This is a genomic window from Bradyrhizobium hereditatis, assembly GCF_020329435.1.
GTDB lineage: Bacteria > Pseudomonadota > Alphaproteobacteria > Rhizobiales > Xanthobacteraceae > Bradyrhizobium > Bradyrhizobium hereditatis.
The window spans coordinates 95,180-117,266 of sequence record NZ_JAGKJK010000007.1; the positions used below are offsets into that span (position 1 = coordinate 95,180).

Below are 22,087 nucleotides of genomic sequence, written 5' to 3' on the forward strand. Positions count from 1 at the left end.
ATCATGGCCGGCAACGACCAGATGGACCAGGATGCGATAGCCGCCCAATGGGAGGCGTCGCTCGATTCCGAAGATCCCGCGGCGGCCGCGGAAGAAGCTGCCGCCAATGAACTCTCCGAGAGCATGGCGCTGCAATGGGCAGCCATGGTCGAGGATGGCGGCCGGGAATTCGGCAACAAGAACTCCGGCGAGCGGGTTCTGTCGCAGGAAGAAATCGACAATCTGCTCGGCTTCACCGTCGGCGACGTCAATCTCGACGACCATTCCGGCATTCGCGCCATCATCGACTCCGCGATGGTGTCCTACGAGCGTCTGCCGATGCTCGAAATCGTGTTCGACCGCCTGGTGCGGTTGATGACCACGAGCTTGCGCAACTTCACCTCCGACAACGTCGAAGTCTCGCTCGACCGCATCACCTCGGTCCGCTTCGGCGACTACATGAATTCAATCCCGCTGCCCGCGGTGCTCAGCGTGTTCAAGGCCGAGGAGTGGGAGAATTTCGGCCTCGCGACGGTCGATTCCAGCCTGATCTATTCGATCATCGACGTGCTGCTCGGCGGCCGGCGCGGCCAGACCTCGCTGCGCATCGAGGGCCGGCCCTACACCACGATCGAGACCAATCTGGTCAAGCGGCTGGTCGAGGTGGTGCTCGCCGATGCAGAGCAGGCGTTCCGCCCGCTGTCGCCGGTGACGTTCTCGATTGACCGGCTGGAAACCAATCCGCGCTTCGCTGCGATCTCAAGGCCTGCCAACGCCGCGATCCTGGTGCGGCTGCGCATCGACATGGAAGACCGCGGCGGCAACATCGAACTGCTGCTGCCTTACGCGACCATCGAGCCGATCCGCCCGGTTCTGCTGCAGATGTTCATGGGCGAAAAGTTCGGCCGTGATCCGATCTGGGAAGGGCATTTCGCGACCGAAGTAGCGCAGGCCGAGATTTCGGTCGATGCGGTGCTGTATGAAGCCGACATTCCGCTCAAGCATCTGATGAAGCTGAAAGTCGGCGACACTCTGCCGCTCGAGATGCGCCCCGATGCGCTGGTCTCAGTCCGCTGCGGCAACGTCACGCTGACCGAAGGACGAATGGGCCGGGTCGGCGACCGCGTCGCCATTCGCGTCACCAAGCAGTTGCGCAAGCCGAATACCACCTTCGCGATGTTCGAGAAGGCCGATGAACAGACCAAGTTGATGGAGGCACAATGAGTCATTCCCTTGGCATTGTAATCGAGAGTCTGGTGGCGGTGCTGCTGATGCTCACGATCGGCTATTGCATGCTGCTCAACAAGCGGCTGAAGCGCCTGAAAGCGGACGAACAATCGCTCAAGGCCACGATCGCGGAACTGATCACGGCGACCGAAATCGCCGAGCGGGCGATCGGCGGCCTCAAGCACACCGTGCGAGACGTCAACGAGAATCTCGGCAGCCAGCTCACGGCGGCGACGCAGATGGCCGGGCATCTGAAGAGCATGCTCGCCGAAGGCGATGGCGTCATTCGTCGTCTGTCCAAGATCGCGATCGCGGCGCGGCCCTCGCAGGAAGCCGAATCGGCGGCGGCGCCCACGGTCTCTTCCGCCAAGGCGGTCGCAGCTGCCGCTGAAGCGTTCTCCGAACGCCGAAGGGCCAATGGCCTCGCCGCATGAAATCGTTTCGCGACATCCGTGTCATTCCAGTCGTGCTGGTCGCGATCTTCGGCCTTGCGGTGCTGAAGGTCGCCGGCCTCGTGATCGATGGCGGATACGTGTTTGCTTATCAGGCCAGCCAGCCGGCGAAGCGCTCCTGGGCGCAGGACAATCTAGGCTATCCCGGCGGCGCGAAGTCCGATCCCTCCGACATCACCGGGTCGGTCAAGAAGGAAGAAGCACCGAAGCCGGCCGCGCCCGCCACCGAGGCGCCGAAGCCCGACGGCGTCGTGGTGTTTCCTGATCAGAACCCGCAATCGGTATCGCCGTCGGAGCGCGCCATCCTGGAACGGCTGCAGGCCCGGCGCCAGGAATTGGAGCAGCGCGCACGTGAAATTGAAATTCGGGAAAATCTTTTGAAGTCCGCCGAGAAGCGCATCGAGGGGCGCGTCGAGGAAATGAAGGCCACTGAGGCGCGGATATCGACCGCCAGCGGACAGAAGGCCGAACAGGATGCCGCCCGCTTCAAGGGCATCATCACGATGTACGAGGGCATGAAGCCGAAGGACGCTGCCAAGGTGTTCGACCGGCTGGAAATGTCCGTGCTCTATGAAATCGCATCGCAAATTGCGCCGCGGAAGATGTCGGACATTCTGGGCTTGATGCAGCCGGAAGCCGCCGAACGGCTGACGGTCGAACTGGCCCGCCGCGCCGGCGCCGACAAATCCGCTCCCGTGGCCGAGCTGCCGAAAATCGAAGGCAAGATTCTGCAGCCCAGGCCCAATTAGTTGACGCCCAGTTGACCCGCGTCAGAACCTGCGAGGCCCCGACGAAACGAATGAGCGGTGGGCTACCGAAAGGGCACCGCGCTCGTTGGTTTCGAGGGCGATCTTCTGCGCCAGCATCACATCGCCCGCGACAAGGTCTCCGTCCGGGACGAAGCACCATTTGCAGACATGGTGGCCGGTGCTGTTGAGCTCCTCGATGTTCGTCTGCGTGCCGTGATGAATCCGATACCGTGTCCCGGTGTCGCTCCCGACGACATCGAAATATCGGAATCGCTCGTAGCTGGCACGTTGCTTCGGCGAGAGCCAGCTCTTCAAGAGCGCCAGCGCTCGCGCCTCAGTCTCGTAGCGGAACGATCTGCTGCTGGAGCTGGACCGCGCCACTACCAGCGAAAGCGCCGATAGCAGCACGGTGCCGAGCAAGGCCAGAATGAACGAGCATATCGCAAGCGCGATCTGCTGGGTCACTGCCGTCAGCCGCCGACGAGACGCGGATAAAAGAGCGTTTCCTCCGCCGTTGGGTCGAAGGAGCGGATAACCCGTTGCTCGCCGGGCCCCGATCGTACCGCTGCCGTAAAGCCAGCGCCGGTCAATTCCTTGAACCGCCGCTCGGCCTTTTCGACCTCCACGCGATCATGGACGTCGAATGTATGGCGGGTGTCGCCGGTACGATCCATCACGATCTGGGTTGCCATTTCACGCACTCCGATTGGCTGCCTGAGGCAGGTTTGGCAGACCCGGGGGCGCTGGTTGATCGACTGCCGGCCGCGTAGCCCGGGTCTATGATCTTCCTAAAACGGGACGCCTGATGTTGGTTCCAATCATCTGGCGATAATGATTCTGAGCGCAGTGCGTGGCGATACGATGACAAGGTGCGGCGCCTGCGAGCTCGGTTGATAGGCCCGAAAGAGATCGTATTTGGTCGATCGGTCAGGTGTGCTGCCTGCGCCGGCAGCAGGCGTCCAATCTGCCCTTCTAACGAAATCAATGAGTTGACGTTAACAAAGCCTTAAGTCGGCCAATCCAAGATTCAAACCCAAAGGCGAGAGAGCTTCGCCGCAGAACTCATTGGGGCCGCGAGATTTCCTGGATGGGGCAAAGGGCTGCCGCTGGAACTGGGTCGCAGGGCCGCGCCTTGGCGTGGGCGGCCCGGTTTTGCCTCGTCCGGCCGCTTGCCCTTCTCCTGCTGCTCGCCGGCCTGACGTTTTCGCAGGCCTGCCGGGCCGACGATCCGGTCCGGGGGGAGGCGACGTTTACGGCGGGAGGCGGCTTCGCACGGCTGGTGCTGAAGCTGGCAGAGGACGTCGAATCCGACGTTACGACCGCCGGTTCGATCATCATTATCCGTTTCAAGCGCCCGGTAGATATTCCCGTCGATAAATTGTCGGACGCTGTCCCCGATTATGTCGGCCCGGCGCGGCGCGACCCCGACGGTACGGCGATCCGGCTGTCGCTGGCCCGGCGAGCAACCGTCAACACGATGACGGCGGCCGAGCGGATTTTCGTCGACTTCCTGCCCGATAGCTGGACCGGCCCGCCACCGCCGCTTCCTTCAGCGGTCGTGCGCGAACTCGCCGAGCGGGCGCGTGCCGCCGAGCGCGCGCTTCGCGCCCAGCTTGCAGTCGCTGCCGCGAAGAAGAGGCCACCGGTGCGCGTCCGTGCCTCGGTGCAACCAACATTCGTGCGCTTCGTGTTCGAGGTACCTGAGGGCGTCAATGTCTCGTCGGTTCTGAACGAGCAGAAGCTGACGCTGCAGTTCAATAGCGTGCTCAATTTCGATCTGGCCGACGCCAAGGTGGCGGCGCCGCCGAACGTCGCGTCGATCAGCCAACGGGCCGATGTCGATTCTTCCGCCGTCGACATCCTGCTGATCGGCGAGGTCGACGTACATTCTTTCCGCGAGGAAAAGAATTATGTGATCGACGTTGCCTTCCAGCAGGCGGAAAAGCCTGCCGCCTTGGCCGAGGTGCAGGCTGCGGCCAAGCCGATCGCACCAGCCAAACCGGGGCCGACCTCGCGGGTTTCGCGCGACAAGGCACTGAAGGAATCGCCGCCACCGCAGCAGCCGGCGGAGATTCCACCCGCCACCTCGGAGATGATTGCCGAACAGGCCAAGATCGAGATCAAGCCCCCGCAGGTAACCGACGCGCCGGCCGCGGCGACAACGCCGGCCGTCGAAAAGTCGATGCCGGCGGGTGATATCGCCACTCCCGCGAGCGAGAAACTGGCAGCCGCGCCGCAAAAATCATCGGCACCGGCCGAAGCCGCGAAAGCGACGCAGCGCGCTGAACAGATCCAGGCCACCGCAGCCGAAGTGCCGAAGCCCATCGCAATGCCCGTCGAGCCGCCAAAGACGGCAGCTCCGGTCGCATCGAATCCGACGCCGGAAAGTGGCGCCAAGGCCGCCGCCATCGAGGCGAGGCGTGACAGCGACGGGCTGCACGTTACATTCTCCTTTGCTGCGCCAACCCCGGCTGCACTGTTCCGCCGCGCCGACACCGTGTGGCTGGTGTTCGATCATACCAAGCCGATCGATATCGAACCGATCCGCTCCAAGGCCGGCGCCATCATTGGCGATGTCAGCCGACTGCCGCTGGAAAAAGGCCAGGCCATCCGCATCCGCCTCAACCGGCCGCAGATCCCCTCGCTCGAAAGCGAAAGCCGCTCGAAGGGTGCGGAGTGGACGCTGACCTTCGCCGATCGCGGGCAGACGCCGCAGCTGCCGCTGACGGTGCTGCGGAATATTACCGATCCCGCGCTCGCCAACGTCACCGTGCCGCTCACCAATCCCGGCGCGATGCACCGGCTCGTCGATCCCGACGCCGGCGATACGCTGCTGATCGTCACCGCGGCGCCACCGACCCGTGGCCTGATCAAGCGGCACGATTTCGTCGAACTGTCGCTCCTGGAATCGGTGCATGGCGTGGCGGTGCACCCAAATTCCGACGACATCAACGCCGAGGTCGGCTCCGACAAGGTGATGCTCGGCCGGCCCGGCGGATTGACCCTGTCGTCCGCCGACGTCTCGGCCGAACGCGCCACCGCGGCGGTGAGGCCGCTGTTCGACGCCAATGAATGGCGCAAGAACCGGGAAGAGAAGTTCTTTCCGCGCCTGGATGCCTTGATCAAGGCCGCAGCCACAGCAGGACCCGAGCAAAAGTCCCACGCCCGCCTCGACCTGGCGAACTTCTACATGTCGCGCGGCATGTATCAGGAGGCGAGGGGGATGACCAATCTCATCCTCTCCGAGAGCAACCAGGGGACCGAAGATCCCGCCGTGGTCATGGTGCACGCGGTCGCCAGCATCCTGATCGGTCATCCCGAGCAGGCGCTGAAGGATCTTGCCAATCCGGCGATCGGCAACGGCTATGATTCCCAATTGTGGAAGGGGTTCGCCTTTGCCCGTCAGGAGAAATGGGCGGACGCGCGTGAAAAGTTCAAGAACGCCGAATTCTCGATTGCCGCGCTGCCGCTGGAGTTGCAGCGCATCGTCGCGGCCGACGCGATGCGGGCCTCGCTCGAGGTCAAGGATTATGGCGGGGCGTCGCGGCGTCGCAGCGAACTCGAGGTGATCGGCGTCCCCAGCGAGATGAAGCCGGAGATCGCGGTGCTGCGCGGACGCCTCGCCGAGGCACTGGGACACGACAAGGACGCGCTCGACGCCTACAGGTTCGCGGTACAGTCGCGCGACCGGCAGGCGTCGGCGGAAGCGAGGCTCTTGCAGGCGCTGCTGCGGCACAAGCGCGGCGAACTCGGGCAGGCCGAGTTGATCAGCGAACTGGAAGCGCTGTCGGTCATCTGGCGCGGCGATACGATCGAGTTGAAGGCGCTGAACAAGCTGACCCAGCTCTACGCCGAAAGCGGACGCTATGCCGACGCGCTCGGCGCCGCCAAGACTGCAACCAAGCTGCAGCCCAATTCCGAACTGTCGCGGCAGGCCCAGGATGCCGCGTCCGCGCTGTTCTCGGAACTTTATCTCGGCCCCAAGGGCGACGAGATGAAGCCGGTCGACGCGCTCGCCATGTTCTATGAGTATCGTGAATTGACGCCAATCGGCCGGCGCGGCGACGAGATGATCCGGCGTCTCGCAGACCGGCTCGCAGCGATCGACCTGCTCGATCAGGCCGCAGAGCTACTTCAGTATCAGGTCGACAAGCGGCTGGAGGGGGCCGCGCGCGCACAGGTGGCCGCGCGCCTTGCCATGGTCTATCTGACCGCGCGCAAGCCTGACCGGGCAATCACCGCGCTCCGCCTGACCCGGATCGCCGATCTCTCGGGCGAATTGCGACAGCAGCGGCTGCTGCTGGAGGCGCGGGCCCAGAGTGATGTCGGGCGCCACGACCTTGCGCTCGATATCATCTCCAACATCACGGGCCGCGAAGCGATCCGGCTGCGTTCGGACATCTACTGGGCGTCGCGGCAGTGGCGCGAGGCCTCCGAGCAGATCGAGCTGTACTATGGCGACCGCTGGCGGGATTTCAAACCGCTGAACGCCATTGAGAAGAGCGACATGATCCGCGCCGTAGTCGGCTATGCGCTGGCCGAGGATGCAATCGGCCTGGCTCGCTTCCGGGAGAAATATGCGCCCCTGATGACAGGCGAGGCCGACCGGTTCGCGTTCGATACCGCGAGCAAGCCGGCTGCCTCCAGCAGCGCTGAATTCTCAGAGATCGCCAGGATGGCCGCCAGCGTCGATACGCTCGACGGCTTCATCCGTGAAATGAAGGTCCGCTTCCCGGACGCTACCGCCCGCGCGCCGGGCCCGCCTGAAACGTCGGGGGGTGAGCCGGTGCACACCGGCGCCTTGCCGGCGATCGTCGGTGTCAGGAAGATCGACCTGTCGAAGCGGGCCAAGTAGCGGATTCGGCCTCAGCTTCGGCCAACTTTTGACGAGTTGACGCATTAGGGACGATGTCAGCGCCGCCCTGGCGCATAACCGCAATCGTCTAGCCGTCCAATGCCGCTGACCCGAGACCGAATCATAGGACATGACAACGAACGCCTCGCGTTCAGGTTCACCATGCTGAACAACACTGACACGGTCGAGTGCCAGATCAGCGACGCCGCATTGGACGAACTTGGTGGCGTGAAGGGTACGGAGAGCATGGCGCGGCAGGCGCAATTTCTCTCGTTGAGGGACGCCGTCGAGGGCATTGCATCCGAGATTTTCGACAAAGGGCCGTGTGTGAAAGGCCAGGTCGTCAGGATATTCACCAAGCACATTCAGAAATCGCCGCCGCCACTGGCCGAGCCGATCGCGGCCGATCCGGATACGGAAAACGCTGCTTCGCTGCGGGTCATTGCCGAAACGAGGCCGGCAAGCGCGGCGCAATAACGCGCCGCACCGTAAACACTCTGGGGACCGCGTGGCGGCGCCGTGTTGCTCAAGGACCCGGAGTAACCCAAGCGGTTGCGATCATGCCTTTCGAATCCAGCCCGATCCGCCAATGCGACGCGCCGTTTTCGTGTCTGACGGAGTAGACGTCCTCGCCCTGGGAGCCCACTCCGAGGAATCTGACCGACTCGACAGCGCGCAATTCGGTAAGGCCGAGCTGCAGGTTTGGTAATTGCTGGCGGGTAGCTTCGGCCAGCGCCGCGCTCATCTCGTCGTAATTGGGCTTGCCGCTGATGATCCCGTCAATGAGCCGGCGAAGGGCTGCCTCCGTTCCCGGGCTTGCGGTCTGGCTTTTCACTTTCTCCGCCGTCCTGCTTGCAATCTGCTGCGCTGTTGCTGCGTCAACGCGTTGCATCGGAAAATTCCCGCCACCCTGATGCAAGATGACCGATGCTGCTGGCCCTCGTCCATCCCGGACGAACGTGATCTGTGCATCGACGACGTCAGCAAAGAATTCGGTTGGGCTCTGCGCATAGAACGGGACTTGTTGTTGCCCGGTCAGACGGGCGAGCAAATGATCCGCCTCGCGCGTAACCGTGAAAAGGGCGTTGTCATCGAGCTGGTAGAAACCGGCATAACCGTCGAGAATTGCCGCATCTACGGCGACCTTCTGGCGCGAGGTCTGGCCCGCGGGACTGCTGCCGGGCGGTAGCGATTCTGCGGACGAGGCAGTCTGCCCGTTGCTGGACTGAATTCTCGCAGCAAGGGCGTTCCAGTCCCGACAGCCAAGGATCTTGGCAATCAGCTCCAATGCCTCGCTGTGGGTGATGGAAACGGATCTGGCGTTCAGCGCTTCACGTAGCGTTTGCGCCATAGCTTTTGCGTCGCGGAAATCGCGCATGGGACGATCCTCTGCATCGACGAACGGAAAGATGTCAGGAGCTTGCGTTGCTGACCCGTTCGCTCGGGACATGAGGAAAGCCTTAAAGCGCGGCTCGATACGTTCGCCATACCCTTGGGAGGAGGGTGCAAGCAGCGGGTCGTATCCACCCGCCGAATTTGTGCGCCGGCGATCCCGGTCTTGTCAATCGGGAAGGCGGACAGAATGGAGCCATCGAGCGCGACGAGATGGCGCGCGTCGCTCGGTCGCCCCTCGACAGATGTGCGGCAAAGCGGCACCCTGCGGGGAAACAATTTGACGGAGGATGTCGCCACGATGAGCAAGCCTGCCAAAACCGAAGCTGAACTCATTGCGATGGCGCGGGCCGAGCTGAAGGCCCACCTCGATTGTCCCGATGGCATCGAGATCTCCGTGATCCGCGACGGCGACAGCTGGGAATTCCGCGCGAGGGCGGAAGAGGCGACGATCGCCAAACCAGGTTACCCCGAATGCGTCGCCATGCTGGTCCAGATCGGCGATCACCTCAGCAAGCAGTATAGCTTCAAGGAGTAAGGCGCGAACGTCGGGCCCGATCCTGACGGTTCGATTCCATCACAGCGTAAAGATTCGCCCCGGGTTCAGGATGTTCTTCGGGTCGAGCGCGCGCTTGAGGGTGCGCATGGTCTCGATCTCCGCTTCGGTGCGGCTCATTTTGAGGTAGGGACGCTTCAGGATGCCGATGCCGTGCTCGGCCGAGATCGAGCCGCCGAATTCGCCCGTGATGTCATAGACCAGCTTCTCGAATTCATCGTGCTTGTCGGGCGTATGCTCATGATGGACGTTGACGTGCAGATTGCCGTCGCCGGCGTGGCCGAACACGATGACAAACGCTTGCGGATCAATGGCGCGAACGCGCGATCCGATCGTGTCGGCATACTCTTCCATCCGATCGATGGCGAGGCTGACATCGAAGCCAAGGCGGGCGGTGTAGGGGAAGGTGCGGCCCAACTCGACGCTGGAATCGCGGATGCGCCAGATCGCGGCGGCCGATGCATGCGAAGTCGAGAGTGTTGCGTCGAGGATCAGATTGTCGCCCATCGCCGTCTCGAGCAGTTTTTCAAGATCGGCATGGATACGCTCGGGGTCGCTCCCGGAAGCCTCCAGCAGAACGTAGAACGGATGATGCGTCGGTAACGGCCCGGCCACGCCCTTCACGCGCTCGACGGTGAGGCGGTAGTACGCATTCCACATCACCTCGAACGCAGTCAGTTCGCCGCCCAGATGTTCCCGCGCCATCTTCAGGAAGGTCGTGACTTGCCTGAACGATGGAAGGGCGCACAGCGCCACCTGCCGCTCCGCCGGGGCAGGGAAGACGCGGAGCGCAGCGCGCGTCACGACACCGAGGATGCCTTCGCTGCCGATGAACAGCTGCTTCAGGTCGATGCCGGTATTGTTCTTGATGTATTTGCGCAGGCCCTTGAGCACGGTGCCGTCGGCGGTGACGACTTCGAGACCGAGGATCAGGTCACGCGTCATGCCGTAGCGGATGACGCGGTTGCCGCCGGCGTTGGTTGAGATGTTGCCGCCGATGGTGCAACTGCCGCGCGCGCCGAGGTCGAGCGGAAACATCAATCCGTCCTGCTCGACCCGCTCCTGGAGCTTCTGCAGCGGCGTGCCGGCCTGCACGATGGCGACGCCGGCGGAGGCATCGACCTCTTCGACGTTGTTCATGCGCTCCATCGAGAGCACGATTTCGTTCGCGTTCGGCAACGCGCCGCGTACCAGCCCGGTCATGCCGCCCTGCGTCGTAACGGGGATGCCTTGGCGGTGACAGAGCCTCAGCAAGGCCGAGACATCCTCCGTCGTCCTCGGGCGGACCACAGCGCGCGGTTTCGGCACCGGATTGCCGGCCAGGTCGTGATGATAGCGCGCGTCGATATCGTCGCCGGATAGGACCGCGCCGTTGCCTAGCGCGTTGCGCAGTTCATCAATGAAGCCCTCGGACATGCCCTGCCTCTTCTTTTCTGAGAAGTTTGGCCGAAGCTATACATGCGGCATTCCCGAGATGAAACCCGGTGCAGCCGCTATCACGGCATTCTCAGCAGGAAGAGCGCGCTTTGAAGCCTCCGTCCGTCGGATGGTGCTGTCACCGGCCGATCAGTGCGGCTGTCGCCGGGAGATCCTGTGCGGGGCTTTCTTGGTGCGCGAATTCGGCATCAGCGGTGTGTCGGTAGGGCTGATGGTGGGGCTGTCCCGGTGCTCCGGCTCGATCGAAGTGATGTGGTTGCAGGCGTCGCACTTATAAACGTAGACGAGAGGGCGCAGTCCGATCCGAGGCAGCTTACCGATCTGAGCCGTAGCTGCGCCGCATTTCTCGCAGCGCGGCGGCAGACCGGTTTCTGAAGGCGGGGCGGGCATATCGAACTATCGCTGAAGCAACAAACGACTCAATTCGGCAATGGTGGTTCCGGATTGCATCCTAATCGTGGACAGAAACTCCGTAAGACTACGAGGTCGTGCCACTCATTCGCTGCCAACGACCATCTTTTGCCACCAAATCGGCCCCGGCTGGGCATCCAAACAACCCACTGCACGGCGCAAATTCGCAACGCCAGCGCGTGACCACACGGTAATTCCACCGGATTAAGTCCGGGCGAATTGCAATTGTGAGGCGTGCAGAATGTCTTCCACCAACGGCCACGACACATCGATGCGAGCAGCGCTTGCCACCGCAGAAGCTGTGGCATCCCGTCCGTCGCCCGCTGATAAATTCAATATTGATCGGGAAGGGCCGGCGAAACGCAGCGCAAAACTCAGGGCGCTGCAGCAACGATTCCAGAGGCTGAACGAATATTTCGACGAAGCAGCCGCTGAAATTCGCGCTTCGCTCGAGCGGTCGCCGCGCTAGCGCACGAACCGCAAAAGCGCACGCCGGCTTTCAGAACGGGCGTTTGCGGCAGATCAAGGCAAAGTCCGGTGGGATTGTCTTACAGAGCAATCAGTGCCGAGTGGCTCGTTATTCCGGATGGGATGGCTCCGGTGAAGAGGCCCGGACGCCCGAAGCAAGATGGCGTTCGAAGAAACGTCATCTTGCTAAGGGCCCTCCGGGCCTCGCTATTCTCCGATCGAAGTGAGACATCATGAAGTGGGATGCCGCTTCGGCATCGCCTTACTTCTTCTCGTTCTTGTCGATCTTCGTGACAGCGTCCGCCTTGTCGAGTTTCGTGATGGTCTTGGTCCCCGCGGTATCGCTCACGGCGAAGGTGACCCTGTCGCCGGCGTGCACGGCGTTTAGCCGTGCGCCATCCTGGACCTTGAATTCTTCAGTCGCGGCGCCGGTGTTCGCCCCGGTGGTGCCGTCGGGCATATCCCTGATGGTGATGGTGCCGCTGATCCGGTCTATCCTCGTTATCATTCCGGTCCGCGTGTGCTGTGCCAGAGCCGACGTACCGACGATGCTGAGGGCCGCCGCAGCAGCCATAATCATCCCTGCGATTTTCATGGAGAACTCCCCGGCTGTAGGGTGTCTACGATAAGCCGGGATTGCGGCATAAGTTCCGCATCGAAAGGCATTGCCGCAATTTTCGCGGGATAGCGTTCTCTCGAACGGACCATCCTCGTAACGAGAGGTAGGACGGAAGGTCCGGTTTGGCCCAATCAAACGGTTGAAGTCTAGGCCGCGCCGGCCTCGGGCTCGAGCTCGGTTTCCGTCACGGTACGATTGCGGCCGAGCCGCTTGGCTTGATAGAGCCCGCGGTCGCAGCGCTCGATCATCGCTTCCGCTGACTCGGCGAGGCGGAATTGCGCGACTCCGATCGAAACCGTGATGCTGCCGATCTCCTTGCCGGTGGCCCGGCGGGTAAGCTTCGCTTCGGCAATGCGGCGGCGAATGCGCTCGGCCACCGACGTACATGCCGCGAGATCGGCGCCCGGAAGCACCGCAATCAGTTCCTCGCCGCCATAGCGGGCAGCGAGATCGACTTCACGAACACCTTCCTGCAGGACCTTTGCGACCAGCCGAAGCACCTGATCGCCGACTTGATGGCCGTAGTCGTCGTTGAATTTCTTGAAGTGATCGATATCGATCAGGAAAACGCTGAGCGCCTCGTCCTTTTCCATCGCGGCGATCTGGGCGAGGCGAAGGAACTCGTCCATCGAGTGACGGTTGGCGAGCCCAGTCAGCGCATCGGTATTGGAGCGCTGCTCGGCCGCCTTCAGCGAGTCGCGGATGCTGTCCAGTTCTTCCGAGGTGGCGGCGAAATTCGCCTCGAGCTTGGCGGCTCGGGCCGTCGCCTTTGACAATTCGTCAACCAGTTTTGCAATGATTGTCCGGGGATCGGCGCTAGCGGCGGCTTCGGAAGACACTTCGCCGAGCGCCTTGATGTGGCTTTGGTTGTCGGTAACGGCTGTGTTGAGGAATTGCTGGGCGGTGGCAATCAGGCCGCTCAGTTGCTCCGGAAGATCGCCCAGCGGCTCCACGCCGGACTGCGGCGCAACGTAGGTGATGTAGAGCTCGTGGTTGGTCGCGGCATCGAACTTGCGCCTGCCGGCGATCAGGATGTCGATGGTCTTGCGCAGCGCCACCGAGCTGCCCAGCGCATATTCGAACCAGACGGCGAAATTGGTCGGCGTAGCAGGTACGGACTGCTGCGACATCAACCGAATAGCGCGGTCGGCAATCGTCGTTGCGTACTCGACGTCCATATCGCCGATCGGCTGCCCTGCCATCGTCTGATCCGGTGATGCGTTTGATGCGAAATCAGTTTCCCTGGCATCCATTGTGCACGAAGGAACTAATCTGACCTTAAATTCGGTCGGAAAGTCCGCGGCAAATACGTAACAAATGTTGACCTATTCCAGTCCGGGAGCCCGAGATTCCCGGCTAACTGCCGCCGTAACTCTGGACCAGGCTGCCCGCGACCAGTGACCAGCCGTCGACCAGGACAAAAAAGATCAATTTGAACGGGAGCGACACCACGACCGGTGGCAGCATCATCATACCCATCGACATCAGGACGGATGCGACCACGAGGTCAATGATCAGGAAGGGCAGGAACAAAAGGAAACCGATTTCGAAGGCGCGTTTCAGCTCGGAGATCATGAAGGCCGGGACCAAGATCCGCAGCGAGAGGTCTTCGGGCGCCGCTGGCGGGGGCTCGCTGGAGAGGTCCACGAACAGCTTCAGATCCTTTTCACGAACGTTCTTCTGCATGAAGGCGCGCAACGGCACGGAAGCCTTTTGCAGCGCTTCCTCGACCCCGATCTCGTTGGCGACCAGCGGTTTGATGCCGTCGTCGTAAGACCGCTGCAGGACGGGGCCCATCACGAAGGCTGTCAGGAACATTGCGAGCGCAATGATCACAGAATTGGGTGGGGCGGTGGCAGTGCCCAGCGCGGTGCGCAGCAGGGACAATACGACGACAATCCGCGTGAACGACGTCATCATGATCAGGATCGACGGCGCGATCGACAGCACCGTCAGCAGTGCGATCAATTGGATCGCGCGCTCGGTGACGCCGCCTCCGCCCTGGCCGAGATTGATGCTGATGTCCTGCGCCAGCGCCGGATCGGCGAGCGATCCGGCGGCGGTCAGGACTAAGAAAAATAAAACTCTACGCGGAGAAGTCGCCGGCCTCACGAAGGATTCTTCGGCCGGCCCAGCAATGACGCCATCTCGTCTTCGAGATTCTCGAAGCCGCTCTTCTGCGGCGCGGGCGCAGGCGTGGGTGCGGGGGGCTCGCCGCGGGCGGTGCGGGCAGGCGGCGTCTCCGGCGCAACCGGCGGCGCGACGGGTTCGGCCGGCCGGCGCAGGGCAGCTTCCAGCCGCTGTGCCATCTCGGCGAGATTCTGGTCGGCGCTCGATGGCGCTGGGGCAGGCGGGGACGGAGGGGTGGGAGGCGAAGGTGGCGGCGCCGCAGCGCGCTCGGGTGCGCGGACCGGTGCCTCGCGAACGGGTGTTGCCTCTCGCAGTGCTTCGCGGATCGGGGGCGCCTCGCGGACCGGCGGAGCCTCGCGCGGCACCTTGGGCAGCTCGCGCTGCGGCCGCGGCATCAGCGGCTCGCCGCGGGGCAGGCGCGGCGGGGCACCTTCGGGTCGGCCGCTGATCGATTCCGGCGTAAAGCCTGTCAACGGATCGCTGCGCCGCTCAGGCATGGACGGCGGCGCGGGGCGGCGGATTTCCTCGGCGAAGGAGGGCCGTGCGGGACGCGGCGGGGGCTCCGGCATCTGCGGTTCGGCGTGATGATCGAAGGCTTCGGCTGGTCGCAAATCGGGTCGTGCAGTCTCTCTTGCCGCCGCCTCGTCGCTCCAGGCGGCATCCGGCAGCGGCGCGATGCGCGGTGGCTGCTCGCCGACCGCCGGGCGGGGCGCCATCTGCTCGCGGTTAGGCATCGCCCGCACGATGTTGGGTTCGACCACGATGTCGCTCGGACCGCCGATCATCAGGAGATGCTCGACGTTATCGCGCCGTACCAGCACCAGGCGTCGGCGGCCGTCCACGGCGGCGGCATCGATCACGGCAAGGCGCGGCATGCGACCGCGCTGGGTGTTGGCGCCGAGGCGGTTGTTGGCGAAGCGGCGAACCAGCCAGGCGGCCACGCCGATCAGCGCCAGAACGGCGATGAATGCGAAGAGGAATGTCAGTGTCTGCATTCTTTAGTCCCCGGCCACGGGCCGTTCTCGAGTACCGTTAGGTCTTCCTGTCCGAGCCTGTTCCCTGGGGGGAACGCCCATTCCCGCCCGCCGGATCATGCCCTGCGCGATCCGCATACGGCGAATCACGCCCGAGATCAGCCTTATTTCTTAATTCCCCGCGGCGACCCCGCCGCCCCGGTTAATTAATAGACCAAGAATCGCGAGGTCCAAAACGACTTCTGAGCGCCCCAAGCCGGGTTGGTTGCTGCTGGTTAACGTAGTTTTCGTGGCGAAAATGCGCTGTTTTTGCCGCAGTTGGGCGGCATTGGGCCGCGGTGCGCGATTTTAACCACCCGTTAACCATACACCGGGCAAATTCTGCCTACCTCGCGGTTTCAGCCAGAGGTTAACGGGAGCCGCTCGCGATGGCCATCAACGATCTTCCGATCCTGTCGGCGCTGCGCACCAAGATGCAGTGGCACCAGGAACGCCAGCGCGTGCTCGCCGAAAACGTATCCAACGCCAATACCCCGAATTTCAGGCCGAGCGATCTGGTCGAGCCGAAGTTCGACCGCAAGGGGACGAATGTCGACGGCGCGATGGGCTCGCTCGCCATGATGCGCACCAGCGCCACGCATATCGGCGCCTCCGGCGGCGCGCCGAGTTTCAGGGGGGACGGCGGCAGGAGCGGCTTCCTGACCAAGCCGGCCGGCAACTCGGTCAATCTGGAAGACCAGATGCTGAAGGTCTCGGCCAACCAGATGGACTATGCAGCCGCCACTTCGCTCTACACCCGCAGCCTCGGCCTGCTCAAAACCGCGATCGGAAAGCGCTGACGCGCCGCGATTAGGAGAAGTAGATCATGGCAGATGATGGCAGCGACTTCGCCCGCTCGATGAGCATCGCAACCTCCGGCCTGCGCGCGCAGGCGGGACGGATGCGGGTGATCTCGGAAAACATCGCCAATGCGGATTCGACTGCCCCGACCGCGGGCGGCGATCCCTACCGCCGAAAGGTGCCGACGTTTTCATCCGCGCTCGACCGCACGCTGGATGCGCGCGTGGTGACGCTCGGCAAGATCGGGACCGATCAATCAGCATTTCGCGTCAAGCATGAGCCGAGCAATCCGGCGGCGGACGCCGCCGGCAACGTCAAATACCCGAACGTCAATCCGCTGGTCGAAATGACCGACATGCGCGAGGCGCAGCGGTCCTACGAGGCCAATCTCAACATCATCAGCGCCACGCGCCGCATGATCCAACGCACACTCGACATCCTCAAGGCCTGAACAGGGACCATAGAAAATGGCTTCACCGACCGTTGCAGCAAATGCCTACGCCGCGCTTTCGCGCATCATGGAAACCGGCGGCGCCGAGAAGGGCAACCAGTCCACCGGCGGCCCGTCCTTCAGCGCGCTGCTCAAGGACGCCGTGGGAAGCGTGCTGGAAGCCGGCAAGAAATCCGACACCCAGACCATGGCAATGGCCTCCGGCAAGGCCAACGTCATGGACGTGGTGACGGCAGTGGCGGAGACCGATGTCGCCGTCTCGACACTGGTGTCGGTGCGCGATCGCGTGATCCAGTCCTACGAAGACATCATGAAGATGCCGATCTAACGTCCCTTGGGACGTCATCCCGGGGCGCGAAGCGAACTATGATGCGCAATTGCGCATCTGAGGATCTCGAGATTCCGGGTCTGGTGCTTGCGCACCATCCCGGAATGACGGTGCAAGTAAAAGCAAGCGAGAGAAACAACAATGACCGGTGCTGAAACCCTCGACGTGGCGCGCGATGCGATCTGGACCATCGTGGTGATATCGTCGCCCCTGATGGTGATCGGCCTGGTAGTCGGCGTGGTCGTGTCGCTATTCCAGGCGCTGACGCAGATCCAGGAACAGACGCTGATCTTCGTGCCGAAGATTCTCGCGATTTTCGTCACGCTGCTACTGGCATTGCCGTTCATGGCGGATTCGCTGCACGGTCACATGATGCGGATATCGTCGCGAATCATAGGCGGTTGATGCATTGTGACTAAATGCGCGTCGACATATCGTTCCTGCCGGCTCTTGCCGCCACCTTCATGCTGGTTTTTGCGCGTGTGGGAGCGATGGTGATGCTGTTGCCGGGATTTGGCGAAAGCAATATCCCGGTGCGCATCAAGCTCGCGATCGCGCTTCTGTTGACGCTGATCATCCTGCCGCTGCACCGCACCGCCTACCAGGTCGACCTGACGTCGATGGCCGCGCTCGGCGTGCTCCTGGTGCACGAGATCGCCATCGGCATCGTGCTCGGCGCCACCGCGCGCGTGACGCTGGCGGCGCTTGCGGTGGCGGGCTCGGTGATTGCCCAGCAGCTCGGCCTCGGCTTCGTCACCGCCGTCGATCCGACCCAGGGCCAGCAGGGCGTGCTGATCGGCAACTTCCTCTCCATTCTCGGCATGACGCTGCTGTTTGCCACCGATACGCATCATCTCGTCATCGCCGCCCTCAACGAGAGCTACCGGATCTTTGCGCCGGGCCAACTGATGCCGAGCGGCGACGTGGCGGCGCTCGCCACACGCGCCTTCGCCACCGCTTTCAAGATCGGCCTGCAGCTCTCGGCGCCATTCCTGGTGTTCGGCCTCGTCTTCAATATCGGGCTTGGCGTGCTGGCGCGGCTGATGCCGGCGATGCAAGTCTATTTCGTCGGCGTGCCGCTTTCGATCATGGCGGGCTTTCTGATCTTCGCCCTCGTCCTCACAGGAATGATGGCAACTTATCTCAACTACTTCATCGGCGTGATGCACGAGCTGACGCCGCTGAAATAGAGCATGATTCCGAGAGGATCATGCTCAAACAAAAATGCTAGGACGCCGCGATGGCCGAGGATACCGACGACAAAACAGAAGACCCTACGCAAAAACGTCTCGATGACGCGCTTGCCAAGGGCGATGTCGCCAAGAGCCAGGAAGTCAACACCTGGTTCATCATCGCGGGCGGCACGCTGATATTGTCGACATTCTCGGGATCGATCGGCGGCGGCATCCTGATGCCGCTGCGCAACCTGATCGCCAATGCGGGCCAGCTTCGCACCGATGGCGCAGCGCTGCTCGCACTCGGCAATACGCTCGGCTATGCCGTGCTCGGGGCGATCGGTGTGCCGCTGCTGATGCTGGCTCTCGCCGCGATCGCCGGCAACATGATCCAGCACCGGCTGGTGTGGTCATCGGAATCGCTGAAGCCGAAGTTCAGCAAGGTCTCTCCCGGCGCCGGGCTGAAGCGCATCTTCGGCAAGCAGGCGCTGGCGAATTTCTTCAAGGGGCTATTCAAGCTGATCGCGCTCGGCGCGGTCATGATGGCGGTGCTGTGGCCCGAACGGCATCGGCTGGAATCCTTCCTGATGTTCGATCCGTCGGCGATCCTCGGGGTGACCACCAACCTGACCCTGCAACTGATGGGCGCGGTAGCGGCGATGCTGGCCGCGGTCGCGATCGCCGATTACTTCTTTCAATACCGGCAATGGTACCAGCGGCAGAAGATGTCGCTGCAGGAGATCAAGGACGAGTTCAAGCAGTCCGAAGGCGATCCCCACATCAAGGGCCGCATCAGGCAGTTGCGGGTCCAGCGGATGAAGAAGCGAATGATGGCCGCCGTTCCCAACGCCAGCGTGGTCATCACCAACCCGACCCACTATTCGGTGGCACTGTCCTACGACCGCGGCATGTCGGCCCCGGTCTGCGTCGCCAAGGGTGTCGACAACGTCGCGTTCAAGATCAGGGAAATCGCCAAAAAGCACGACATTCCCATCGTTGAGAACGTCCCGCTGGCGCGCGCGCTCTATGCAACGGTCGATATCGATGAGGAGATCCCGGTCGAGCACTATCACGCGGTCGCCGAGGTCATCGGCTACGTCATGCGCCTGAAGAACGGCCTTTCCAGGCGGCAAATGTGAGGGAACAGCCAGAAATCCCCTTGAAATACCTTCAATACGCCAAATTGCTGCCTGATGGACTTGCGTTTGCGGGTCCGATTCAGGCACTCAGGAGGGGCGCGCAAATCGGCGCGTTACCCTCCATGCCGGAAGGCGGCGCCTCTTTCATGACCGTCGAAACCGATAGCCATTCGCCGACCGAGCCCCTCGCGGCCCACGAACCGGTGCGGCGGGGCGGTAGCATCGTGCTGGTGCTGCTGGTGGCAGCCGGCATTGTCGCGGTGGCGGTGGCGCTGATGACCATCGGCCGCGCCCAGGCCCAGCCCTATATTCTCGGCGTGCTAGCGCTGCTGGCCATGGTCGGCCTGTTCAATCTGTTCGCCTTTGCCGCCGGGATCATCCGCTTCACCGACCGCACCGCCGACGACCCGGTAATGGGGCGCATTGCCGATCATGCCTATGATGGGTTGGCAGTAACAGATCCCAAGGGTCATGTGGTCTATTCAAACGCCGCCTATCTGGCACTGACGGGCGCTGCGAGCCCGCAGGATGTGCGGCCGGTCGAACGTGTCTTCATCGGCAATCCCGACGTCTCGGAAGCCGTGTTCCGGCTGCTCAAGGCGGCGCGCGAAGGCAAGCGGCAGCAGGAGGAGGTCCGTACTGCGGGCTCCGACGGCGCACAGGGCCGGTGGCTCAGGATGCGGGTTCGCCCGCTTGGCCAGGGCAAGCGCGAAGCAAAATACGCGGTGTGGTCGATCGCCGACATCACGCGCGACCGCGAGCGTCAGGAAGACGTGTTCCGGGAACTGCAGCACGCGATCGAATATCTCGACCACGCGCCATGCGGCTTCTTCTCGGTCAATCCGGCCGGCGACGTCATCTATGTCAACGCTACGCTCGCGAACTGGCTCGACTACGATCTCGCCGAGATTGGCTCGGGCGGGCTGAAGCTCACCGATATCGTGTCCGGCGACGGCGCTGCGCTCTTGACCTCGATCGTGGCGGTGCCGGGCGAGGTCAAGACCGAAGTGTTCGACATCGACCTGCGCATGCGCGGCGGCAAGACCATGCCGGTGCGGCTCTATCACAAGCTCGCCTTCGGCGCCGATGGCTCGCCGGGCTCCTCGCGCACGCTCGTGATCAGCCGTACGCGCGACGAGCATTCCGACCCCGAACGCGCCGCCGAAGTCCGCTTCATGCGCTTCTTCGACCATACGCCGATGGCGATTGCGACGGTTGACCGCGGCGGCACGGTGGTGCGCGCCAATGCGCGCTTCGCCAAGCTTGCGCAGAGCCTGAGCGCGGATGGCGCCGCCAACAAATCGATCTTCCGCACGGTGAACGCGCGCGACCGCAGCCTGTTGATCTCAGCGATCAACCAGGCGGCCGAAGGGCAGGGGGATATCGCGCCGGTCGAAGTCATGCTCGACGGTGCCAAGGAGCGCTGGGGGCAGTTCTTCGTCACTGCGGTTGAGGAAGACGAACGCGATACCGAAGCTGCCATCGTCTATCTGCTCGAGACCACCGAGCGGCGGACGCTGGAAAACCAGATCAACCAGTCGCAGAAGATGGACATGGTCGGCCAGCTCGCCGGCGGCATCGCGCACGACTTCAACAACGTGCTTTCCGCCATCATGATGGCGAACGACTTCCTGCTGAACGCGCACAAGCCGACCGATCCGTCGTTCCAGGACATCATGCAGATCAAGCAGAACGCGACCCGTGCGGCGACGCTGGTGCGACAGCTGCTCGCGTTCTCACGGCGCCAGACGCTGCGGCCGCAGGTCCTCGACCTCGGCGACGCGCTCTCCGATCTCACCATGCTGCTGCGGCGGCTGATCGGCGAGAAGGTCAAGCTCGACCTCGTGCATGGCCGCGATCTCTGGCCGGTCAAGGTCGACGTCTCGCAGTTCGAGCAGGTGGTGGTTAACCTCGCGGTCAACGCGCGCGACGCGATGGCCGATGGTGGCAAGCTGACGGTGCGAACCGCCAATGTGACGGCGGAGGAAGCCGCCCAGCTTTCGCACAAGGGCATGCCGGCCGCCGATTATGTGCGGATCGACATTTCCGATACCGGCACCGGAATCCCGCCCGACATCGTCGACAAGATCTTCGAGCCGTTCTTCTCGACCAAGGAGGTCGGCAAGGGCACCGGTCTCGGGCTCTCCACGGTGTACGGCATCGTCAAACAGACCGGCGGCTTCGTCTATGTCGACTCGACGCCGGGCGAAGGCACCACCTTCCATATCTTCCTGCCGCGGCATCGGCCCGAGCTGGAAGCACAGCCCGAGCCGCAGGCCACCAGTGGGGCAGCCAAGGAAGGGGCAGCCGAGCCGCCGAAGCCGCGACCCGACCTGACCGGGCAGGGCACCATCCTCCTGGTGGAAGACGAGGACGGGCTGCGCTCGCTGAATGCACGCGGCCTTCGTTCGCGCGGCTACAGCGTGATCGAGGCCTCCAACGGCATCGAGGCGATGGACGCGCTCGACGAAAAGGACGGCGCGGTCGATCTCGTTGTCTCCGACGTCGTCATGCCGGAAATGGACGGTCCGACGATGTTGCGTGAAATGCGCAAGCGCAATCCGAACCTCAAGATCATCTTCGTCTCCGGCTATGCCGAGGAGGCCTTCGACAAGAGCCTGCCGGAGAACGAGCAGTTTGCCTTCCTGCCGAAGCCATTTGCGCTGAGCGCGCTGGTCGAGAAGGTTAAGGAGACCATGACGGCGTCGTGAGCCCGGAACTGGCCGGCAACCCCAAGAAAACCGCAAGAATGTGACTGGTCCTGGAAATCTCCTGGAAATCACAACTCTCTGCCAAATCGTCACATCCCCGCGACTGAGGGCCGCAGCGGCAGTTCCTGATAATGGCTTCACTTTTGAGCAGCTGTGCCCATCTTAGGGGCGCTTCCCCATCCTGGGAATTGAGG

Annotated in this window: 22 protein-coding genes; 14 read left to right on the forward strand and 8 right to left on the reverse strand. The window is 63.0% G+C overall.

Features of this window, described 5'->3' with window-relative positions:
• Positions 1-3 precede the first annotated feature (3 nt).
• From fliM to J6524_RS17660, 3 genes are read left to right on the forward strand one after another with little or no spacing between them, the layout of a single operon-like run.
• Positions 4-1,203, forward strand: a complete 1,200-nt coding sequence (gene fliM / locus J6524_RS17650; protein WP_225672757.1) for a flagellar motor switch protein FliM — start codon at positions 4-6, stop codon at positions 1,201-1,203.
• Entirely contained in the window at positions 1,200-1,640 is a 441-nt protein-coding gene (locus J6524_RS17655) for a DUF6468 domain-containing protein (protein ID WP_225672759.1), read from the forward strand. Before fliM ends, J6524_RS17655 begins: the two co-directional genes overlap by 4 nt.
• A complete protein-coding gene (locus J6524_RS17660; protein WP_225672771.1) occupies positions 1,637-2,407 on the forward strand; it encodes a MotE family protein in 771 nt (256 codons plus the stop codon). The genes J6524_RS17655 and J6524_RS17660 overlap by 4 nt, the downstream gene beginning before the upstream one ends.
• 21 nt (positions 2,408-2,428) lie before the next feature.
• Here the strand turns inward: J6524_RS17660 and J6524_RS17665 are convergent, their stop codons facing one another.
• Together J6524_RS17665 and J6524_RS17670 are read right to left on the reverse strand one after the other, a co-directional pair.
• Entirely contained in the window at positions 2,429-2,794 is a 366-nt protein-coding gene (locus J6524_RS17665; RefSeq protein WP_225673215.1) for a hypothetical protein, read from the reverse strand.
• Positions 2,795-2,877: 83 nt separating this feature from the next.
• Entirely contained in the window at positions 2,878-3,099 is a 222-nt protein-coding gene (locus tag J6524_RS17670; protein ID WP_225672773.1) for a hypothetical protein, read from the reverse strand.
• A gap of 395 nt (positions 3,100-3,494) precedes the next feature.
• Here J6524_RS17670 and J6524_RS17675 point away from each other — a divergent pair, with 395 nt between their 5' ends.
• Complete coding sequence (locus J6524_RS17675; protein WP_225672775.1) at positions 3,495-7,262, forward strand: tetratricopeptide repeat protein; 3,768 nt, start codon at positions 3,495-3,497, stop codon at positions 7,260-7,262.
• A 99-nt stretch (positions 7,263-7,361) separates the two neighbouring features.
• Positions 7,362-7,739 carry a DUF1488 family protein gene (locus J6524_RS17680; protein WP_225672777.1) on the forward strand — a complete coding sequence of 126 codons (378 nt, stop codon included), beginning with the start codon at positions 7,362-7,364 and terminating at the stop codon, positions 7,737-7,739.
• A 49-nt stretch (positions 7,740-7,788) separates the two neighbouring features.
• Here the strand turns inward: J6524_RS17680 and J6524_RS17685 are convergent, their stop codons facing one another.
• Positions 7,789-8,640 carry a glyoxalase superfamily protein gene (locus tag J6524_RS17685; protein ID WP_225672779.1) on the reverse strand — a complete coding sequence of 284 codons (852 nt, stop codon included), beginning with the start codon at positions 8,638-8,640 and terminating at the stop codon, positions 7,789-7,791.
• A gap of 315 nt (positions 8,641-8,955) precedes the next feature.
• Between J6524_RS17685 and J6524_RS17690 the strand changes: the two genes are divergently transcribed.
• Positions 8,956-9,192, forward strand: coding sequence for a hypothetical protein (locus J6524_RS17690; protein WP_225672783.1), 237 nt, complete (start codon positions 8,956-8,958; stop codon positions 9,190-9,192).
• 39 nt (positions 9,193-9,231) lie between these two features.
• On the opposite strand, the gene J6524_RS17695 is transcribed toward J6524_RS17690, so the two are convergent.
• On the reverse strand, positions 9,232-10,626 hold the full coding sequence (locus J6524_RS17695) for an FAD-binding oxidoreductase (RefSeq protein WP_225672785.1): 1,395 nt from the start codon (positions 10,624-10,626) through the stop codon (positions 9,232-9,234).
• Here J6524_RS17695 and J6524_RS17700 point away from each other — a divergent pair.
• Positions 10,625-10,924 (forward strand): hypothetical protein, encoded by a 300-nt coding sequence (locus J6524_RS17700; protein WP_225672787.1) that lies wholly within the window; start codon positions 10,625-10,627, stop codon positions 10,922-10,924. The genes J6524_RS17695 and J6524_RS17700 overlap by 2 nt on opposite strands.
• A gap of 864 nt (positions 10,925-11,788) precedes the next feature.
• Here J6524_RS17700 and J6524_RS17705 read toward each other — a convergent pair.
• The 4 genes from J6524_RS17705 to J6524_RS17720 form a co-directional block, all read right to left on the reverse strand.
• Complete coding sequence (locus J6524_RS17705) at positions 11,789-12,121, reverse strand: copper-binding protein (protein ID WP_225672789.1); 333 nt, start codon at positions 12,119-12,121, stop codon at positions 11,789-11,791.
• Positions 12,122-12,291: 170 nt separating this feature from the next.
• The gene (locus J6524_RS17710; RefSeq protein ID WP_225673217.1) at positions 12,292-13,275 is read right to left on the reverse strand and encodes a GGDEF domain-containing protein; all 984 of its coding nucleotides are present in this window, start codon (positions 13,273-13,275) and stop codon (positions 12,292-12,294) included.
• A gap of 226 nt (positions 13,276-13,501) precedes the next feature.
• Positions 13,502-14,257, reverse strand: a complete 756-nt coding sequence (fliP, locus tag J6524_RS17715; RefSeq protein WP_225672791.1) for a flagellar type III secretion system pore protein FliP — start codon at positions 14,255-14,257, stop codon at positions 13,502-13,504.
• Positions 14,254-15,270, reverse strand: coding sequence for a flagellar biosynthetic protein FliO (locus J6524_RS17720; RefSeq protein ID WP_225672793.1), 1,017 nt, complete (start codon positions 15,268-15,270; stop codon positions 14,254-14,256). Before J6524_RS17720 ends, fliP begins: the two co-directional genes overlap by 4 nt.
• Positions 15,271-15,677: 407 nt before the next feature.
• Between J6524_RS17720 and flgB the strand changes: the two genes are divergently transcribed.
• The 7 genes from flgB to cckA all read left to right on the forward strand — a co-directional run bounded on the left by flgB (position 15,678) and on the right by cckA (position 21,893).
• Positions 15,678-16,088: a flagellar basal body rod protein FlgB gene (gene flgB, locus J6524_RS17725; protein ID WP_225672795.1), complete on the forward strand. Its 411-nt coding sequence runs from the start codon at positions 15,678-15,680 to the stop codon at positions 16,086-16,088.
• A gap of 26 nt (positions 16,089-16,114) precedes the next feature.
• Positions 16,115-16,540: a flagellar basal body rod protein FlgC gene (gene flgC / locus J6524_RS17730; protein ID WP_225672797.1), complete on the forward strand. Its 426-nt coding sequence runs from the start codon at positions 16,115-16,117 to the stop codon at positions 16,538-16,540.
• Between the two features lie 16 nt (positions 16,541-16,556).
• Positions 16,557-16,868, forward strand: a complete 312-nt coding sequence (gene fliE / locus J6524_RS17735; protein ID WP_225672799.1) for a flagellar hook-basal body complex protein FliE — start codon at positions 16,557-16,559, stop codon at positions 16,866-16,868.
• Positions 16,869-17,009: 141 nt separating this feature from the next.
• Positions 17,010-17,273 carry a flagellar biosynthesis protein FliQ gene (gene fliQ, locus J6524_RS17740; protein ID WP_225672801.1) on the forward strand — a complete coding sequence of 88 codons (264 nt, stop codon included), beginning with the start codon at positions 17,010-17,012 and terminating at the stop codon, positions 17,271-17,273.
• 14 nt (positions 17,274-17,287) lie between these two features.
• Complete coding sequence (gene fliR, locus J6524_RS17745) at positions 17,288-18,058, forward strand: flagellar biosynthetic protein FliR (RefSeq protein ID WP_225672803.1); 771 nt, start codon at positions 17,288-17,290, stop codon at positions 18,056-18,058.
• A 50-nt stretch (positions 18,059-18,108) separates the two neighbouring features.
• Positions 18,109-19,182, forward strand: coding sequence for a flagellar biosynthesis protein FlhB (gene flhB / locus J6524_RS17750; RefSeq protein WP_225672805.1), 1,074 nt, complete (start codon positions 18,109-18,111; stop codon positions 19,180-19,182).
• 146 nt (positions 19,183-19,328) lie between these two features.
• Positions 19,329-21,893, forward strand: a complete 2,565-nt coding sequence (gene cckA / locus J6524_RS17755; protein WP_225672807.1) for a cell cycle histidine kinase CckA — start codon at positions 19,329-19,331, stop codon at positions 21,891-21,893.
• Positions 21,894-22,087 lie beyond the last annotated feature (194 nt).

Excerpts from the sequence above, each read along its gene's own strand:
- fliM (WP_225672757.1), top strand. The coding sequence starts at position 4 with ATGGCCGGCAACGACCAGATGGACCAGGATGCGATAGCCGCCCAATGG.
- J6524_RS17655 (WP_225672759.1), top strand. The coding sequence starts at position 1,200 with ATGAGTCATTCCCTTGGCATTGTAATCGAGAGTCTGGTGGCGGTGCTG.
- J6524_RS17660 (WP_225672771.1), top strand. The coding sequence starts at position 1,637 with ATGAAATCGTTTCGCGACATCCGTGTCATTCCAGTCGTGCTGGTCGCG.
- J6524_RS17670 (WP_225672773.1), bottom strand. The coding sequence starts at position 3,099 with ATGGCAACCCAGATCGTGATGGATCGTACCGGCGACACCCGCCATACA.
- J6524_RS17675 (WP_225672775.1), top strand. The coding sequence starts at position 3,495 with ATGGGGCAAAGGGCTGCCGCTGGAACTGGGTCGCAGGGCCGCGCCTTG.
- J6524_RS17680 (WP_225672777.1), top strand. The coding sequence starts at position 7,362 with ATGCCGCTGACCCGAGACCGAATCATAGGACATGACAACGAACGCCTC.
- J6524_RS17685 (WP_225672779.1), bottom strand. The coding sequence starts at position 8,640 with ATGCGCGATTTCCGCGACGCAAAAGCTATGGCGCAAACGCTACGTGAA.
- J6524_RS17690 (WP_225672783.1), top strand. The coding sequence starts at position 8,956 with ATGAGCAAGCCTGCCAAAACCGAAGCTGAACTCATTGCGATGGCGCGG.
- J6524_RS17700 (WP_225672787.1), top strand. The coding sequence starts at position 10,625 with ATGCCCTGCCTCTTCTTTTCTGAGAAGTTTGGCCGAAGCTATACATGC.
- J6524_RS17695 (WP_225672785.1), bottom strand. The coding sequence starts at position 10,626 with ATGTCCGAGGGCTTCATTGATGAACTGCGCAACGCGCTAGGCAACGGC.
- J6524_RS17705 (WP_225672789.1), bottom strand. The coding sequence starts at position 12,121 with ATGAAAATCGCAGGGATGATTATGGCTGCTGCGGCGGCCCTCAGCATC.
- J6524_RS17710 (WP_225673217.1), bottom strand. The coding sequence starts at position 13,275 with ATGTCGCAGCAGTCCGTACCTGCTACGCCGACCAATTTCGCCGTCTGG.
- J6524_RS17720 (WP_225672793.1), bottom strand. The coding sequence starts at position 15,270 with ATGCAGACACTGACATTCCTCTTCGCATTCATCGCCGTTCTGGCGCTG.
- flgB (WP_225672795.1), top strand. The coding sequence starts at position 15,678 with ATGGCCATCAACGATCTTCCGATCCTGTCGGCGCTGCGCACCAAGATG.
- flgC (WP_225672797.1), top strand. The coding sequence starts at position 16,115 with ATGGCAGATGATGGCAGCGACTTCGCCCGCTCGATGAGCATCGCAACC.
- fliE (WP_225672799.1), top strand. The coding sequence starts at position 16,557 with ATGGCTTCACCGACCGTTGCAGCAAATGCCTACGCCGCGCTTTCGCGC.
- fliQ (WP_225672801.1), top strand. The coding sequence starts at position 17,010 with ATGACCGGTGCTGAAACCCTCGACGTGGCGCGCGATGCGATCTGGACC.
- fliR (WP_225672803.1), top strand. The coding sequence starts at position 17,288 with ATGCGCGTCGACATATCGTTCCTGCCGGCTCTTGCCGCCACCTTCATG.
- flhB (WP_225672805.1), top strand. The coding sequence starts at position 18,109 with ATGGCCGAGGATACCGACGACAAAACAGAAGACCCTACGCAAAAACGT.
- cckA (WP_225672807.1), top strand. The coding sequence starts at position 19,329 with ATGACCGTCGAAACCGATAGCCATTCGCCGACCGAGCCCCTCGCGGCC.